Source organism: Bacillus thuringiensis, assembly GCF_001182785.1.
GTDB lineage: Bacteria > Bacillota > Bacilli > Bacillales > Bacillaceae_G > Bacillus_A > Bacillus_A thuringiensis_S.
On record NZ_CP012099.1, the window covers coordinates 247,501 to 262,500 of the forward strand.

Consider the following 15,000-nt stretch of genomic DNA (forward strand, 5'->3'; position numbering starts at 1 on the left):
GACACAGGTAGGCGAGGAGAGAATCCTAAGGTGTGCGAGAGAACTCTGGTTAAGGAACTCGGCAAAATGACCCCGTAACTTCGGGAGAAGGGGTGCTTTCTTAACGGAAAGCCGCAGTGAATAGGCCCAAGCGACTGTTTAGCAAAAACACAGCTCTCTGCGAAGCCGTAAGGCGAAGTATAGGGGGTGACACCTGCCCGGTGCTGGAAGGTTAAGGAGAGGGGTTAGCGTAAGCGAAGCTCTGAACTGAAGCCCCAGTAAACGGCGGCCGTAACTATAACGGTCCTAAGGTAGCGAAATTCCTTGTCGGGTAAGTTCCGACCCGCACGAAAGGTGTAACGATTTGGGCACTGTCTCAACCAGAGACTCGGTGAAATTATAGTACCTGTGAAGATGCAGGTTACCCGCGACAGGACGGAAAGACCCCGTGGAGCTTTACTGTAGCCTGATATTGAATTTTGGTACAGTTTGTACAGGATAGGCGGGAGCCATTGAAACCGGAGCGCTAGCTTCGGTGGAGGCGCTGGTGGGATACCGCCCTGACTGTATTGAAATTCTAACCTACGGGTCTTATCGACCCGGGAGACAGTGTCAGGTGGGCAGTTTGACTGGGGCGGTCGCCTCCTAAAGTGTAACGGAGGCGCCCAAAGGTTCCCTCAGAATGGTTGGAAATCATTCGTAGAGTGCAAAGGCATAAGGGAGCTTGACTGCGAGACCTACAAGTCGAGCAGGGACGAAAGTCGGGCTTAGTGATCCGGTGGTTCCGCATGGAAGGGCCATCGCTCAACGGATAAAAGCTACCCCGGGGATAACAGGCTTATCTCCCCCAAGAGTCCACATCGACGGGGAGGTTTGGCACCTCGATGTCGGCTCATCGCATCCTGGGGCTGTAGTCGGTCCCAAGGGTTGGGCTGTTCGCCCATTAAAGCGGTACGCGAGCTGGGTTCAGAACGTCGTGAGACAGTTCGGTCCCTATCCGTCGTGGGCGTAGGAAATTTGAGAGGAGCTGTCCTTAGTACGAGAGGACCGGGATGGACGCACCGCTGGTGTACCAGTTGTTCTGCCAAGGGCATAGCTGGGTAGCTATGTGCGGAAGGGATAAGTGCTGAAAGCATCTAAGCATGAAGCCCCCCTCAAGATGAGATTTCCCATAGCGTAAGCTAGTAAGATCCCTGAAAGATGATCAGGTTGATAGGTTCGAGGTGGAAGCATGGTGACATGTGGAGCTGACGAATACTAATAGATCGAGGACTTAACCATATAATATGTAGCAATGTTATCTAGTTTTGAAGGAATATGCCTTCATAGTTTGGTGATGATGGCAGAGAGGTCACACCCGTTCCCATACCGAACACGGAAGTTAAGCTCTCTAGCGCCGATGGTAGTTGGGACCTTGTCCCTGTGAGAGTAGGACGTCGCCAAGCTATTTATATCATCGCGGGGTGGAGCAGTACGGTAGCTCGTCGGGCTCATAACCCGAAGGTCGCAGGTTCAAATCCTGTCCCCGCAACCAAATGGTCCCGTGGTGTAGTGGTTAACATGCCTGCCTGTCACGCAGGAGATCGCCGGTTCGACCCCGGTCGGGACCGCCATTTTATATAAAGAAAAGAACGAAACAAGTTGTTTCGTATTTTTTTATTTGTTTTAACAAAAAACTAATAAAGACAGTCAAACTATCCTTAGGACAACTCCTAAGGACTTTTTTATATATTCAAAACCTGTATAATAAAGAGCAGAGAACATTGTCAGTAAAGTAGGTGAAGTCTGTGAGAAAATATGAAGTAACAACAAAATCTTCTGAGGAAACACAAAGATTATCAGAAAAACTAGGTGAACTCGTAGAAGCACAAGATGTAATTATTTTAGAAGGAGATCTTGGAGCTGGTAAGACGACTTTTACAAAGGGACTAGCAAAAGGTCTTGGAGTGAAAAGAGTTGTAAATAGTCCTACCTTTAATATTATTAAAGAATATAAAGGAAGATTACCGCTATATCATATGGACGTGTATCGCTTAGCAGAAAGCGAAGAGGACTTAGGCTTTGATGAGTATTTCTACGGTGAAGGAATTACGGTAGTGGAATGGGCTCATTTAATAGAAGCATATTTACCGAATGAAAAGTTACAAATTAGTTTATTCCATGCGGGAGATGACACAAGAAAAATTATACTCGAGCCAATTGGAGATCGCTATATTAGATTATGTGAGGAGCTATTACAAGATGAAAGTACTAGCAATTGATACTTCAAATTACGTAATGGGTGTATCCCTTATTGAGGAAGGAAACGTGATTGGGGAAATCATTACAAATTTGACGAAAAACCATTCTGTACGTCTTATGCCAGCTGTAGAGCAACTGTTAAAAGAATGTGGTGTAAAACCGAAGGAATTAACTAAAATCGTAGTAGCTGCTGGACCTGGATCATATACAGGTGTTCGCATAGGCGTGACAGCGGCAAAAACATTAGCTTGGTCACTTCAAATACCAATTGTAGGTGTATCAAGTTTAGAGGTAGTAGCTGCAAACGGTGCTAACTTTAATGGGTTAATTTGTCCTTTATTTGATGGAAGACGTGGGCAAATTTATACTGGATTATATACATATGAAGGAGAGCAGTTAACTTCAATAGAAGAAGACCGAATTATTCTTATTGTGGACTGGTTGCAAATGTTAAAAGATAAAGGACAGCCTGTTTTATTTATCGGTAATGATGTTAAATTGCATAAAGAAACAATTATAGAACATTTAGGTGATCAAGCTGTATTCGCTCCTTTTACTAAAAATAATCCAAGACCAAGTGAGCTAGCATTCTTAGGATTACAAAAAGAAGAACAAGATGTGCATACGTTTGTTCCAAGCTATCTTCGTTTAGCTGAAGCTGAAACAAAGTGGTTGGAAAGTCAAAACAAGTAGGGGCCTTGCAGAAGATGGATATGATATTTAGAAAGATGGAACTTGATGATATTGCTCAAATTGTAGCTATTGAAGAAGTATCTTTTTCAACTCCTTGGACTGCAGATGCCTTTCACCGTGAAATAACGATGAATGAACATGCACATTATATTGTGTTAGAAAAAGATGGTCGTGTAATCGGATATTGTGGATTGTGGATAATTATTGATGAATCACATATAACAAATATAGCTATTTTGCCAGAATACCGAGGTCAAAAATTAGGAGATGCCTTATTGAAAGCAGTTATTTCAGAAGCGAAAGAACTAGGAGTAAAAACAATGACGCTTGAAGTACGTGTATCAAATGAAGTAGCAAAGCAGTTATACAAAAAATACGGATTTCAAAATGGTGGAATTCGTAAACGATACTATGCAGACAATCAGGAAGATGGTCTTGTAATGTGGGTGAATATATAATGGAAAAAAATACGATTATACTTGGGATTGAAACGAGCTGTGATGAAACAGCGGTAGCGGTTGTTAAAAATGGAACGGAAATTATTGCGAATGTCGTTGCATCACAAATCGAAAGTCATAAACGTTTTGGCGGGGTTGTACCAGAGATTGCATCCCGTCATCATGTAGAAGAAATTACAGTTGTGTTAGAAGAAGCTTTAAAAGAAGCAAATATCACATTTGATGATATTGATGCAATTGCTGTAACAGAAGGGCCTGGTTTAGTAGGAGCACTTCTAATTGGGGTAAATGCAGCGAAGGCAGTAGCTTTTGCACATGATATTCCGCTAGTCGGTGTTCATCATATTGCTGGTCATATTTATGCGAACCGTTTAGTAAAAGAAGTTCAATTCCCGCTATTATCACTTGTTGTATCTGGTGGGCATACAGAACTTGTTTATATGAAAGAACATGGTTCATTTGAAGTAATTGGTGAAACGCGAGATGATGCAGCTGGAGAAGCATATGATAAAGTAGCTCGTACGTTATCTATGCCATATCCAGGTGGTCCGCATATTGATCGTCTTGCACATGAAGGAGAACCAACAATTGATTTGCCTCGTGCATGGCTAGAACCGAATTCATATGATTTTAGCTTTAGTGGATTGAAATCAGCAGTTATCAACACTGTGCATAACGCGAAACAACGTGGTATAGAAATTAAACCAGAAGATTTAGCGGCAAGTTTCCAAGAAAGTGTAATAGATGTACTTGTAACGAAAGCAGCTCGTGCAGCAGAAGCTTATAATGTAAAGCAATTACTTCTTGCTGGTGGAGTAGCTGCTAATAAAGGACTTCGTGCGCGATTAGAAGAGGAATTTGCACAAAAAGAAAACATTGAACTAATTATTCCACCGCTATCTTTATGCACAGATAATGCAGCAATGATTGCAGCGGCAGGGACAATTGCGTATGAACAAGGCAAGCGTGCAACATTAGCCTTAAATGCGAATCCAGGATTAGATATTGAAGCATAGTTATGCACATAATTAACCACAGCTTGTGGATAAAACCCATATTATCTGTTGATAATGTGGGTTTTGTTGTGTATATGAAGTGTTGATAACTTTTTTGTTAGTTGTGGATAATGTGGAAAAGTTGTTTTAGTAGCTATTTTATAAAGGTGGATATGTGTATAAGTTTGTGGATAAACTAGATGAAGTCTGACCTTTGGATGTATTGTTTTTCGGGAAATAAAAAGTAAGAAGATATCCCTGAAAAACATTTTGAAATATCCCTCCATTATAGAGGGTGCTGATATTGTCAATCCTTGTCGGTAAATCGATATTTCGTGTCGAATCGTTTATATATATAGGGTTACGATAGATGTATTTGAAAAATCGTTGAAATATCCCGAGTTACCATTGATATATTCAAAAAATTATTTATGTACTTAAAAAAAGATGTCGCATAGTCAGAAATCATGACTGATGAGACATCTTCCTTATTTATTAAATACTCTTATACATGCAGCTCTTCCCATTCTGCCATACAAGTTTCAAGTTGTTCTTGTAGCGTTTGTTTTTTTGTTGTAATTTCACTCGCTTTTTCATAATCTGCATATATTTCTGGTAAGCAAAGTTGATCTTCTAACGTAGCAATTTCTTCTTCTAAGTTTAAGATGTTTTGTTCTAGTTCTTCAATTTTTCGAGTGCGTTGACGTTCTAATTGTTTACGCTCTTTTTCTTCGAGATAATTTAATTTTTCTTGAGCTACAGTTTTTTGAACAGGTGCCTGATTTTCTTGCTGTTCTTGTTGTTCAAATGCTGCGCGTTCAATCATTTCATTTTTCTTCTCCACATAGTAATCGTAATCCCCTAAATATTCCTGTGCACCTTCTGTTGATAACTCAACCACAGTCGTTGTTACACGGTTAATAAAGTAGCGGTCATGTGAGACAAATAGAAGAGTCCCTGGATAATCAATTAAAGCATTCTCTAAAATCTCTTTACTATTTAAATCAAGGTGGTTCGTAGGCTCATCCAGAATTAATAAATTTGACTTTTGCATCATAAGTTTCGCAAGAGCTAATCGAGCTTTTTGTCCACCACTAAGGGAAGATACTGGTTTCAGTACATCATCTCCTGTGAATAAAAAATTCCCAAGTATAGTACGGATTTCTTTTTCAGGTTGCAGTGGATATTCATCCCATAGTTCATTTAAAACCCGTTTAGAAGATGTTAAGTTTGCTTGCTCTTGATCATAATAACCAACAGATACATTTGATCCGAAAGAAACATCACCATTTAATAGTGGTAACTTATTCACAATAGATTTTAATAATGTAGATTTCCCAATTCCGTTTGGACCAACTAAAGCAACACTATCTCCGCGAGTTAAGCGCATAGTTACGTTTTCAATTATAGGGTCCTCATCATAGCCAATGGTTGCATCCTTTACTTGTAAAACATCATTTCCACTTTGCTTTTCAATATCGAAGTGGAATGATGCTGACTTAGAATCACCTAATGGTCTCGTTAATAATTCCATTCTGTCTAGTTGTTTACGGCGACTTTGAGCACGTTTCGTTGTAGAGGCGCGAGCTATATTCTTTTGAACGAAGTCCTCAAGTTTTGCGATTTCATCTTGTTGTTTTTCGTAACGTTTCATTTCTTGCTCGTATAAGGCTGATTTTAAGTCTAAATATTTACTGTAGTTACCAACAAATCGTCTGCTTTCTTTATTCGAAATTTCATATACTTGTGTAACGAGTTTGTCTAAGAAATAACGGTCATGTGAAACGATTAATATTGCGCCAGGATAACCTTGTAAATATTGCTCAAGCCATGTTAATGTTTCGATGTCTAAATGGTTTGTAGGCTCGTCCAAAATAAGTAAGTCTGGTTTTGTTAATAATAATTTCCCGAGAGCTAATCTTGTTTTTTGCCCACCGCTTAAAGTAGAAATCGTCGTCTGGTGCGTTTCAACTGGGAAGCCAAGGCCGCTTAAAATGGAGCGAATATCCGCTTCATATTGATATCCACCTTGATCTTTATAATTGAGTTGCAATTGGTCATAATCAGCTAACAATCTTTCATATATAGCTTCGTTTGAAAAGTTTTCTTCTTTTCCCATTTCTTGCTCAAGCCTTCGAAGTTTTGTCTCCATTTGCTGTAAGTGGGTAAAGACGGTTAGCATTTCATCCCAAATTGTTAAAGACGTTTCTAGGCCGGTATTTTGAGCTAAATACCCGATTGAGACATCTTTCGGTTTTATAATTTCGCCACCATCATGTGATAATTCACCAGCGATAATTTTTAATAATGTAGATTTTCCAGCTCCATTCCTTCCAACTAATGCGATACGATCTTTTGTTTGTACTTCCAATTTTATGTTTGCAAGAATTGTTTCTGCACCGTATAATTTCGAAAGTCCATTTACTTGTAATAAAATCAATGTTTTCACCTCAAATAATTTCTTAACTTTGCCATGTTTATATTTCTCAATCATACTAAAAATAGTGTATAGTTTAAAATAAGAGAGAATACTTCTTCTCTTTATTATACAAGGAATTTAATGAGTGCTAAACTTCTGTATTTGATTAAAGTATATGAATAAAGATAGGAAGAGAGGAGAGGTCATATGGATCAGCAAAAGATTCCACAAGCCACTGCTAAAAGATTGCCTCTATACTATCGATTTATCCAAAACTTATCTCTTTCTGGTAAGCAGCGTGTTTCATCGGCCGAATTGAGTGAAGCGGTAAAAGTAGATTCCGCAACAATACGAAGAGATTTTTCGTATTTTGGAGCGTTAGGGAAAAAGGGATACGGATATAACGTAAATTATTTATTATCATTTTTCCGCGAAACACTTGATCAAGATGATATCACGCGTGTAGCACTTATTGGAGTAGGTAATTTAGGGACCGCTTTCTTACATTATAATTTCACGAAAAACAATAATACAAAAATTGAAATGGCATTTGATGTTAGTGAAGAGAAAGTTGGAACAGAAATCGGGGGCATTCCTGTATACCATTTAGATGAATTAGAAGAGAGATTATCAAATGATATACAAGTGGCAATATTAACAGTACCGGCTACAGTAGCACAAGCTGTAGCAGATAGATTAGCTGAAACGAGCGTGCATGGTATTTTGAATTTCACACCAGCACGATTAAACGTATCAGAGAATATTAGAATTCATCATATTGATTTAGCTGTAGAGTTACAAACATTAGTTTACTTTTTGAAAAACTATCCACAATAAAACGCAGAGGAAGCGACCTCTGCGTTTTATTATTGTTTCTTCTTTGTGAATTTAACTAATATAAGGCGAAGTGCCAAATTAAAATCAATTGTTGCCATAACTGCAAATAGTATTGTCCACACATTCCAGATTGTATCTGTCACGTTCGTAATGGCGAAGCGTGTAAAGATACATCCAAGAAGGAAGTATAGTGCAGCCATGAACAATGGTGAGTTTCTCATACAAAAAATCCTCCGATAAAGCCTTGCATTTTTTCAGCTTCTTTAATCATTTCTTGAATTTGCTCATTGCTCATAAAAATTTGCCCAATAGCGACTAATGTATTCATCGCAACATGAGCTGCAATAGGAACGATAATTCGCTTCGTTTTTACATATAAAAAGGCGAATACGAGCCCCATAGAAGTGTATACCAATAAGTGAGTAAAATCAAAATGAATTGCTGCGAATACAAGCGAACTAATGATAGCTGCAATAAAGAAGTTGAACTTCTTATAAAGTGCACCGAATAAAATTTTTCTAAATACGATTTCTTCTAAGATAGGTCCGATTATAGATACAACAATAAGGAACCAAGGCGTAGTTCGTGCAATTTCCATCAGTTTCATTGTATTTTCTGAACCTTGTTTAATTCCTAGTAGTTGCATCTCGATCATACCGGCAACTATTTGTGAAAAGAAAGCTAAGAATAATCCGATGAAAATCCATCCAATTGTAGCTGGAACAGAAGAGCGCGTTGAATCTAAATGCCTGTCACGAATATCTGTTCTAAGTAACCAAAGTACGATACATAATGCAACAAAGAAGCTAATAATTGCCCAGTGTCCCGTTATGATTTGTCCTTTTTCCTCAATGGTAAACCCTCTATTATCATAGAGTCCTGTTTTTAGGAGAAGTGGTAATCCAACAACGCCAGATAACTGCATTAAAATGTATGTAACGATAACCCACCAATATTGTTTTTTCAAATGGTTTAACCATCCTTTCTAACTATAGTGTATGAGATAAGTTAGGATAACATGTAAATATGCTACCTACGATATAAACCTCACTTAAATTATGTTTTTTTCGTAAATCCTTATTTGAAATTATAATAGAAGACAGGAGAAAGTTGTGTGTATAGCGAAAACAACTTAGGGTGTCCTTTCATATTGTAACATACGAGCAGTGGAAACAATGCTTCATATAGTAAAGGCGGTATTCTATATAGAAAGTTTATATAGTAATTTGCGAAAAAATTATGATTTTTTTACTTGCAAAAGAAATTGAGATTATTTATTATTATAAGTGTGTTAGCACTCGGGTGACTTGAGTGCTAATAAATAAAATTTACATAACAAAATGAGGAGGTTATTGTTCATGCTAAAGCCATTAGGTGATCGCGTTGTAATTGAGCTTGTTCAAGCAGAAGAAAAAACAGCAAGTGGTATTGTATTACCAGATACTGCAAAAGAAAAACCACAAGAGGGTAAAGTTGTTGCAGTAGGTACTGGTCGAGTGCTTGAAAATGGTGAGCGTGTTGCTTTAGAGGTAGCAGCAGGTGATCTTATCATCTTCTCAAAATATGCAGGTACTGAAGTGAAATATGAAGGTACAGACTACTTGATTTTACGTGAAAGTGACATTTTAGCAGTTATCGGTTAATTATATAAATCTTAAAAAATCCAAGGGGGTCAATTATTATGGCAAAAGATATTAAATTTAGTGAAGAAGCACGTCGTTCGATGCTTCGCGGTGTCGACACTCTTGCAAACGCAGTAAAAGTAACGCTTGGACCAAAAGGTCGTAACGTTGTACTTGAGAAAAAATTTGGTTCACCACTTATTACAAATGATGGTGTAACAATCGCAAAAGAAATCGAATTAGAAGATGCATTCGAAAACATGGGTGCGAAATTAGTAGCAGAAGTTGCTAGCAAAACAAACGATGTAGCTGGTGACGGAACAACAACTGCAACTGTATTAGCGCAAGCTATGATTCGTGAAGGTCTTAAAAACGTAACAGCTGGTGCTAACCCAATGGGTCTTCGTAAAGGTATCGAAAAAGCTGTTACTGCTGCAATTGAAGAATTAAAAACGATTTCTAAACCAATCGAAGGCAAATCTTCTATCGCACAAGTAGCTGCTATTTCTGCAGCTGACGAAGAAGTAGGTCAATTAATCGCTGAAGCAATGGAGCGCGTTGGTAACGACGGCGTTATTACTTTAGAAGAGTCTAAAGGATTCACAACAGAATTAGACGTAGTAGAAGGTATGCAATTTGATCGTGGATATGCATCTCCTTACATGATTACTGATTCTGACAAAATGGAAGCAGTTCTTGATAACCCATACATCTTAATTACTGACAAAAAGATTTCTAACATCCAAGAAATCTTACCAGTATTAGAGCAAGTGGTACAACAAGGTAAACCACTTCTTATCATTGCTGAAGATGTAGAAGGCGAAGCATTAGCTACATTAGTAGTGAACAAACTTCGTGGTACATTCAATGTAGTAGCTGTTAAAGCTCCTGGATTTGGTGACCGTCGTAAAGCAATGCTAGAAGATATCGCAATCTTAACTGGTGGCGAAGTAATCACTGAAGAATTAGGTCGTGACTTAAAATCTGCTACAGTTGAATCTTTAGGACGTGCTGGTAAAGTTGTTGTTACAAAAGAAAACACAACTGTAGTTGAAGGTATTGGAAATACAGAGCAAATCGCAGCTCGCATTGGTCAAATTCGTGCGCAATTAGAAGAAACAACTTCTGAATTCGATCGTGAAAAATTACAAGAGCGTCTTGCGAAACTTGCGGGTGGCGTAGCAGTAATTAAAGTCGGTGCAGCAACTGAAACTGAGTTAAAAGAGCGCAAACTTCGCATTGAAGATGCACTTAACTCAACTCGTGCAGCAGTAGAAGAAGGTATCGTTGCAGGTGGTGGTACTTCACTTATGAACGTATACACGAAAGTAGCTTCTATCGTAGCTGAAGGCGACGAAGCAACAGGTATCAACATCGTACTTCGCGCACTAGAAGAGCCAGTTCGTCAAATCGCAATCAACGCTGGTCTAGAAGGATCTGTAGTTGTAGAGCGTCTAAAAGGCGAAAAAGTAGGCGTTGGTTTCAACGCAGCTACTGGCGAATGGGTTAACATGCTTGAGTCTGGTATCGTAGATCCAGCTAAAGTAACTCGTTCTGCACTTCAAAACGCAGCATCTGTTGCAGCTATGTTCTTAACAACTGAAGCTGTAGTAGCTGACAAGCCAGAACCAAATGCACCAGCAATGCCTGACATGGGCGGCATGGGCATGGGCGGTATGGGCGGAATGATGTAATTCCGTTTGCCCTAAAAAACATCCATTTCTATATAGAAATGGATGTTTTTTTATGTTTTTTAGAAAAGGAAATGAATTTCTGTAGAATTTTGTCGCTTTCTCTCTTGACCATATAGATACTTCATTGTTAGAATCTAGGAAGATAATATAAAACGATCCTTCATATATCCTCAATGATATGGTTTGAGAGTCTCTACCGGGTTACCGTAAACAACCTGACTATGAAGGCAGTGTGTCTTATATTTATAAAGAGCGGAGACTATCTTTCTTTATAAAGCCAGACCCCTGCCTTTTCTTTGTTATGAGACTAGAGGCGGAGGACTGGCTTTTTTTATTATATTAGTAATGCTTTTCGCCAAATTGGTGAAAATATTTATATACGAGAACTAACGTTGGGGTGATTATTTTGAAGAAGCAACACGATACAATTATCGTTTTAGATTTTGGAAGTCAATACAATCAGTTAATAGCACGTCGAATTCGTGAGTTCGGTGTATACAGTGAACTTCATCCACATACAATTACTGCAGAAGAAATTAAAGCAATGAATCCAAAAGGGATTATTTTCTCTGGTGGACCAAATAGCGTATACGGTGAAGGTGCATTACATTGTGATGAAAAAATCTTCGAACTAGGTTTACCGATCTTCGGTATCTGTTACGGTATGCAGCTTATGACACAACACTTCGGTGGTAAAGTAGAGCGTGCAAACCACCGTGAGTACGGAAAAGCTGTTCTTAAAGTAGAGAACGAATCAAAATTATATGCGAACCTTCCAGAAGAGCAAGTTGTATGGATGAGCCATGGCGACTTAGTAACTGGTTTACCTGAAGGATTCGTAGTAGACGCAACAAGTGAGTCTTGCCCAATTGCTGGTATGAGCAATGAAGCGAAAAACTTATACGGTGTACAATTCCACCCAGAAGTACGTCACTCTGAGCACGGTAACGATTTAATTAAAAACTTCGTATTCGGCGTATGTGGTTGTTCTGAAGGATGGAACATGGAGAACTTTATCGAAGTAGAATTAGAAAAGATTCGTGAAACTGTTGGAGACAAAAAAGTACTATGTGCACTTAGTGGCGGCGTAGACTCTTCTGTTGTAGCAGTATTAATTCATAAAGCAATCGGTGATCAGTTAACATGTATTTTCGTTGACCACGGCTTACTTCGTAAAGGTGAAGCAGAAGGCGTTATGAAAACATTTAGCGAAGGCTTCCATATGAACGTTATTAAAGTGGATGCACAAGAACGTTTCATGAACAAGTTAAAAGGTGTAGAAGATCCAGAACAAAAACGTAAAATCATCGGTAACGAATTCATTTACGTATTTGATGATGAAGCATCTAAATTACAAGGTATGGACTTCCTAGCACAAGGTACACTTTACACAGATATCGTTGAGAGTGGTACAGCAACTGCACAAACAATTAAATCTCACCATAACGTTGGTGGACTTCCAGAAGACATGCAGTTCAAATTAATTGAGCCTTTAAATACGTTATTTAAAGATGAAGTACGTGTATTAGGATCTGAACTAGGAATTCCTGATGAAATCGTATGGCGTCAACCATTCCCAGGTCCTGGTCTTGGTATTCGTGTATTAGGTGAAATCACAGAAGAGAAATTAGAAATCGTTCGTGAATCTGATGCGATTTTACGTGAAGAAATTATTAAAGCAGGATTAGACCGCGAAATCTGGCAATACTTCACGGCGCTTCCTGGTATGCGTAGCGTAGGTGTTATGGGTGACGAGCGTACTTACGATTACACAGTAGGTATCCGTGCAGTAACATCGATCGATGGTATGACAGCTGACTGGGCACGTATTCCTTGGGACGTACTAGAGAAAATCTCTGTTCGTATCGTAAACGAAGTAAAACACGTTAACCGTATCGTGTATGATGTAACGAGTAAGCCACCAGCAACTATTGAGTGGGAATAGTATTGTAATAAAAAAGATCCATCTATCATTCATGAATAGATGGATCTTTTTGTTTTCGTTGTTAATACGAACGAAAATATAAAAAAATATAAAAATGTTCGCTTTTAAATTGACAAAAATACATTCAAGAGTTAATATGAGTATGTAATTCAAACGAAAAGTGAATATTATGCCGTCGTATAATATCGGGGATATGGCCCGAAAGTTTCTACCTAGCTACCGTAAATGGCTTGACTACGAGGCGTTTAGATAAAGATGAGGGGAAACTTGTCTTTATTCATAGAACGCTTCCATGTATATGCAATGGAAGCCTTTTTTATTTTTAATAGATAAAAGAGGGCTAGGGAGATTACGGCGAGTAATCATATAACGGGGGAAACGTAGGATGAAACGCTATTTTCAATTTGATGAGCTCGGTACGAATTATAAAACTGAGTTCATAGCAGGGTTAACAACATTTCTATCTATGGCTTACGTACTGTTTGTCAATCCTGCTACGCTGTCGCTTGGAAATGTTAAAGGGTTACCAGCAGGTACAGGGATGGATCCAGGTGCAGTATTCGTTGCTACGGCATTAGCGGCAGCGATCGGTTCGTTAATTATGGGTATTTTCGCAAAGTATCCAATTGCTTTAGCGCCAGGTATGGGAATTAACGCGTTCTTTGCTTATACAGCAGTGTTAACGATGGGTATTCCGTGGCAAACGGCCATTGCCGGAACATTAATGTCAGGTATTATCTTTATTATTCTTACTGCTTCAGGTATTCGTGAAAAAATCATTAATGCAATTCCATCGGAGTTAAAGTTTGCAGTAGCGGCAGGTATCGGATTGTTCATTGCCTTCCTTGGATTCCAAAATGCCGGAATTATCGTGAAAAATGATGCTGTTCTTGTTGGATTGGGGGATTTAACAAAGGGCACAACGTTACTAGCAATCTTCGGGGTTGTTACTACAATCATCTTCATGATTAAGAAAGTTAATGGTGCAGTGTTTTACGGTATGATTCTTACGGCAATCTTAGGAGTAGCGACAGGATTAATTGATACTCCAAAAGCTGTAGTGGGAGCAATACCGAGTCTAGAACCAACGTTCGGTGTGGCATTAACGCACTTTGGAGATATTTTCACTGTTCAAATGGGGATTGTTATTATAACGTTCTTCTTTATCGATTTCTTTGATACAGCAGGTACGCTTGTAGCGGTTGCGAATCAAGCTGGATTAATGAAGAACAATAAATTACCACGTGCAGGAAAAGCATTATTTGCAGATGCGATTGCGACTGTAATTGGTGCGATCTTGGGTACATCAACAACAACGTCTTACATTGAATCGTCTGCAGGGGTAGCAGCGGGAGGACGTTCTGGATTTACAGCAGTTGTAACAGCAGGATTCTTCTTACTGGCACTATTCTTCTCGCCATTACTAAGTGTTGTAACGCCAGCTGTAACGGCACCAGCTTTAATTATTGTAGGAATATTGATGGTTTCTTCCTTAGGGGAAATTGATTGGAAGAAATTCGAGATTGCAGTACCAGCATTCTTTACAATTATCTCTATGCCACTTACGTATAGTATCGCAACTGGGATTGCGATTGGATTTATCTTCTATCCAATTACAATGGTTGTGAGTGGTCGTCGTAAAGAGGTTCATCCGATTATGTATGTTATGGGAGTTTTATTCGTACTATATTTCATCTACGTTCGTAAATAAAAGGGGTTTTTTAAAAGGTCTAGACTTAAGGGGAGTCTAGACCTTTTTTGCGTCTTCAGAAAATCTTAAGGATTTCCGAGCGTTTTTCTTCAGAAGTTTTCCTATAATAGAAGTTAGGGATTAAAAAAGTAATGGGGGAGATATTGTGGCACACGAAACAATACTTGTCGTAGATGATGAAAAAGAAATTCGGAATTTAATTACAATCTATTTAAAGAATGAAGGATATAAAGTATTACAAGCAGGGGACGGAGAAGAAGGGCTACGTTTACTGGAAGAAAATGAAGTGCATCTAGTCGTATTAGATATTATGATGCCGAAAGTAGATGGTATTCATATGTGTATGAAAGTAAGAGAATCGAAAGAGATGCCTATTATTATGCTTTCTGCGAAAACGCAAGATATG

General features: G+C 38.7%; 13 protein-coding genes, 2 tRNA genes, 2 rRNA genes and 2 riboswitches (2 of these 19 cut by a window edge). Of the genes, 14 read left to right on the forward strand and 3 right to left on the reverse strand.

What is annotated here, in order from left to right:
• The 8 genes from AC241_RS01470 to tsaD form a co-directional block, all read left to right on the forward strand.
• Nucleotides 1-1,260: ribosomal RNA gene (locus AC241_RS01470) — 23S ribosomal RNA — on the forward strand; it begins 1,662 nt to the left of the window's first position.
• Between the two features lie 48 nt (nucleotides 1,261-1,308).
• A 5S ribosomal RNA gene (rrf, locus tag AC241_RS01475) occupies nucleotides 1,309-1,424 on the forward strand.
• A 12-nt stretch (nucleotides 1,425-1,436) separates the two neighbouring features.
• Nucleotides 1,437-1,513, forward strand: a tRNA-Met gene (locus tag AC241_RS01480).
• Between the two features lie 3 nt (nucleotides 1,514-1,516).
• A tRNA-Asp gene (locus AC241_RS01485) sits at nucleotides 1,517-1,592 on the forward strand.
• A gap of 174 nt (nucleotides 1,593-1,766) precedes the next feature.
• Complete coding sequence (gene tsaE, locus AC241_RS01490; protein WP_016083766.1) at nucleotides 1,767-2,240, forward strand: tRNA (adenosine(37)-N6)-threonylcarbamoyltransferase complex ATPase subunit type 1 TsaE; 474 nt, start codon at nucleotides 1,767-1,769, stop codon at nucleotides 2,238-2,240.
• Nucleotides 2,221-2,913, forward strand: a complete 693-nt coding sequence (gene tsaB, locus AC241_RS01495) for a tRNA (adenosine(37)-N6)-threonylcarbamoyltransferase complex dimerization subunit type 1 TsaB (RefSeq protein ID WP_016083765.1) — start codon at nucleotides 2,221-2,223, stop codon at nucleotides 2,911-2,913. Before tsaE ends, tsaB begins: the two co-directional genes overlap by 20 nt.
• A gap of 14 nt (nucleotides 2,914-2,927) precedes the next feature.
• The gene (rimI, locus tag AC241_RS01500) at nucleotides 2,928-3,371 is read left to right on the forward strand and encodes a ribosomal protein S18-alanine N-acetyltransferase (RefSeq protein WP_029441459.1); all 444 of its coding nucleotides are present in this window, start codon (nucleotides 2,928-2,930) and stop codon (nucleotides 3,369-3,371) included.
• Nucleotides 3,371-4,387, forward strand: coding sequence for a tRNA (adenosine(37)-N6)-threonylcarbamoyltransferase complex transferase subunit TsaD (gene tsaD / locus AC241_RS01505; protein WP_000414595.1), 1,017 nt, complete (start codon nucleotides 3,371-3,373; stop codon nucleotides 4,385-4,387). Before rimI ends, tsaD begins: the two co-directional genes overlap by 1 nt.
• Before the next feature lie 484 nt (nucleotides 4,388-4,871).
• Here tsaD and AC241_RS01510 read toward each other — a convergent pair whose 3' ends face one another.
• Nucleotides 4,872-6,806, reverse strand: coding sequence for an ABC-F family ATP-binding cassette domain-containing protein (locus AC241_RS01510; RefSeq protein ID WP_217896272.1), 1,935 nt, complete (start codon nucleotides 6,804-6,806; stop codon nucleotides 4,872-4,874).
• Nucleotides 6,807-6,992: 186 nt separating this feature from the next.
• Between AC241_RS01510 and AC241_RS01515 the strand changes: the two genes are divergently transcribed.
• Nucleotides 6,993-7,622, forward strand: a complete 630-nt coding sequence (locus AC241_RS01515; RefSeq protein WP_000372699.1) for a redox-sensing transcriptional repressor Rex — start codon at nucleotides 6,993-6,995, stop codon at nucleotides 7,620-7,622.
• A gap of 29 nt (nucleotides 7,623-7,651) precedes the next feature.
• Here AC241_RS01515 and AC241_RS01520 read toward each other — a convergent pair whose 3' ends face one another.
• Nucleotides 7,652-7,843, reverse strand: a complete 192-nt coding sequence (locus tag AC241_RS01520; protein ID WP_001246204.1) for a YdiK family protein — start codon at nucleotides 7,841-7,843, stop codon at nucleotides 7,652-7,654.
• On the reverse strand, nucleotides 7,840-8,589 hold the full coding sequence (locus AC241_RS01525; RefSeq protein ID WP_050842419.1) for a CPBP family intramembrane glutamic endopeptidase: 750 nt from the start codon (nucleotides 8,587-8,589) through the stop codon (nucleotides 7,840-7,842). The genes AC241_RS01520 and AC241_RS01525 overlap by 4 nt, the downstream gene beginning before the upstream one ends.
• Before the next feature lie 391 nt (nucleotides 8,590-8,980).
• On the opposite strand from AC241_RS01525, the gene groES reads away from it, so the two are divergent.
• From groES to AC241_RS01550, 5 genes are all read left to right on the forward strand, one after another.
• The gene (gene groES, locus AC241_RS01530) at nucleotides 8,981-9,265 is read left to right on the forward strand and encodes a co-chaperone GroES (protein ID WP_000917311.1); all 285 of its coding nucleotides are present in this window, start codon (nucleotides 8,981-8,983) and stop codon (nucleotides 9,263-9,265) included.
• Nucleotides 9,266-9,303: 38 nt separating this feature from the next.
• A complete protein-coding gene (gene groL, locus AC241_RS01535; RefSeq protein WP_001029992.1) occupies nucleotides 9,304-10,938 on the forward strand; it encodes a chaperonin GroEL in 1,635 nt (544 codons plus the stop codon).
• Between the two features lie 140 nt (nucleotides 10,939-11,078).
• Nucleotides 11,079-11,180, forward strand: a riboswitch (purine riboswitch).
• 164 nt (nucleotides 11,181-11,344) lie between these two features.
• A complete protein-coding gene (guaA, locus tag AC241_RS01540; RefSeq protein ID WP_000743908.1) occupies nucleotides 11,345-12,883 on the forward strand; it encodes a glutamine-hydrolyzing GMP synthase in 1,539 nt (512 codons plus the stop codon).
• Between the two features lie 155 nt (nucleotides 12,884-13,038).
• Nucleotides 13,039-13,140, forward strand: a riboswitch (purine riboswitch).
• Nucleotides 13,141-13,268: 128 nt separating this feature from the next.
• Nucleotides 13,269-14,594: an NCS2 family permease gene (locus AC241_RS01545; RefSeq protein ID WP_000833096.1), complete on the forward strand. Its 1,326-nt coding sequence runs from the start codon at nucleotides 13,269-13,271 to the stop codon at nucleotides 14,592-14,594.
• Nucleotides 14,595-14,739: 145 nt separating this feature from the next.
• Nucleotides 14,740-15,000: the start of a response regulator transcription factor gene (locus AC241_RS01550; RefSeq protein ID WP_000929891.1), read on the forward strand. The gene runs 441 nt beyond the window's last position; only the first 261 of its 702 coding nucleotides appear in the window; the start codon lies at nucleotides 14,740-14,742; its stop codon lies beyond the right edge, outside the window.

Coding starts and splice junctions, on each gene's coding strand:
- tsaB (WP_016083765.1), top strand. CDS start 2,221: ATGAAAGTACTAGCAATTGATACTTCAAATTACGTAATGGGTGTATCC.
- rimI (WP_029441459.1), top strand. CDS start 2,928: ATGGATATGATATTTAGAAAGATGGAACTTGATGATATTGCTCAAATT.
- tsaD (WP_000414595.1), top strand. CDS start 3,371: ATGGAAAAAAATACGATTATACTTGGGATTGAAACGAGCTGTGATGAA.
- AC241_RS01515 (WP_000372699.1), top strand. CDS start 6,993: ATGGATCAGCAAAAGATTCCACAAGCCACTGCTAAAAGATTGCCTCTA.
- AC241_RS01520 (WP_001246204.1), bottom strand. CDS start 7,843: ATGAGAAACTCACCATTGTTCATGGCTGCACTATACTTCCTTCTTGGA.
- groES (WP_000917311.1), top strand. CDS start 8,981: ATGCTAAAGCCATTAGGTGATCGCGTTGTAATTGAGCTTGTTCAAGCA.
- groL (WP_001029992.1), top strand. CDS start 9,304: ATGGCAAAAGATATTAAATTTAGTGAAGAAGCACGTCGTTCGATGCTT.
- AC241_RS01545 (WP_000833096.1), top strand. CDS start 13,269: ATGAAACGCTATTTTCAATTTGATGAGCTCGGTACGAATTATAAAACT.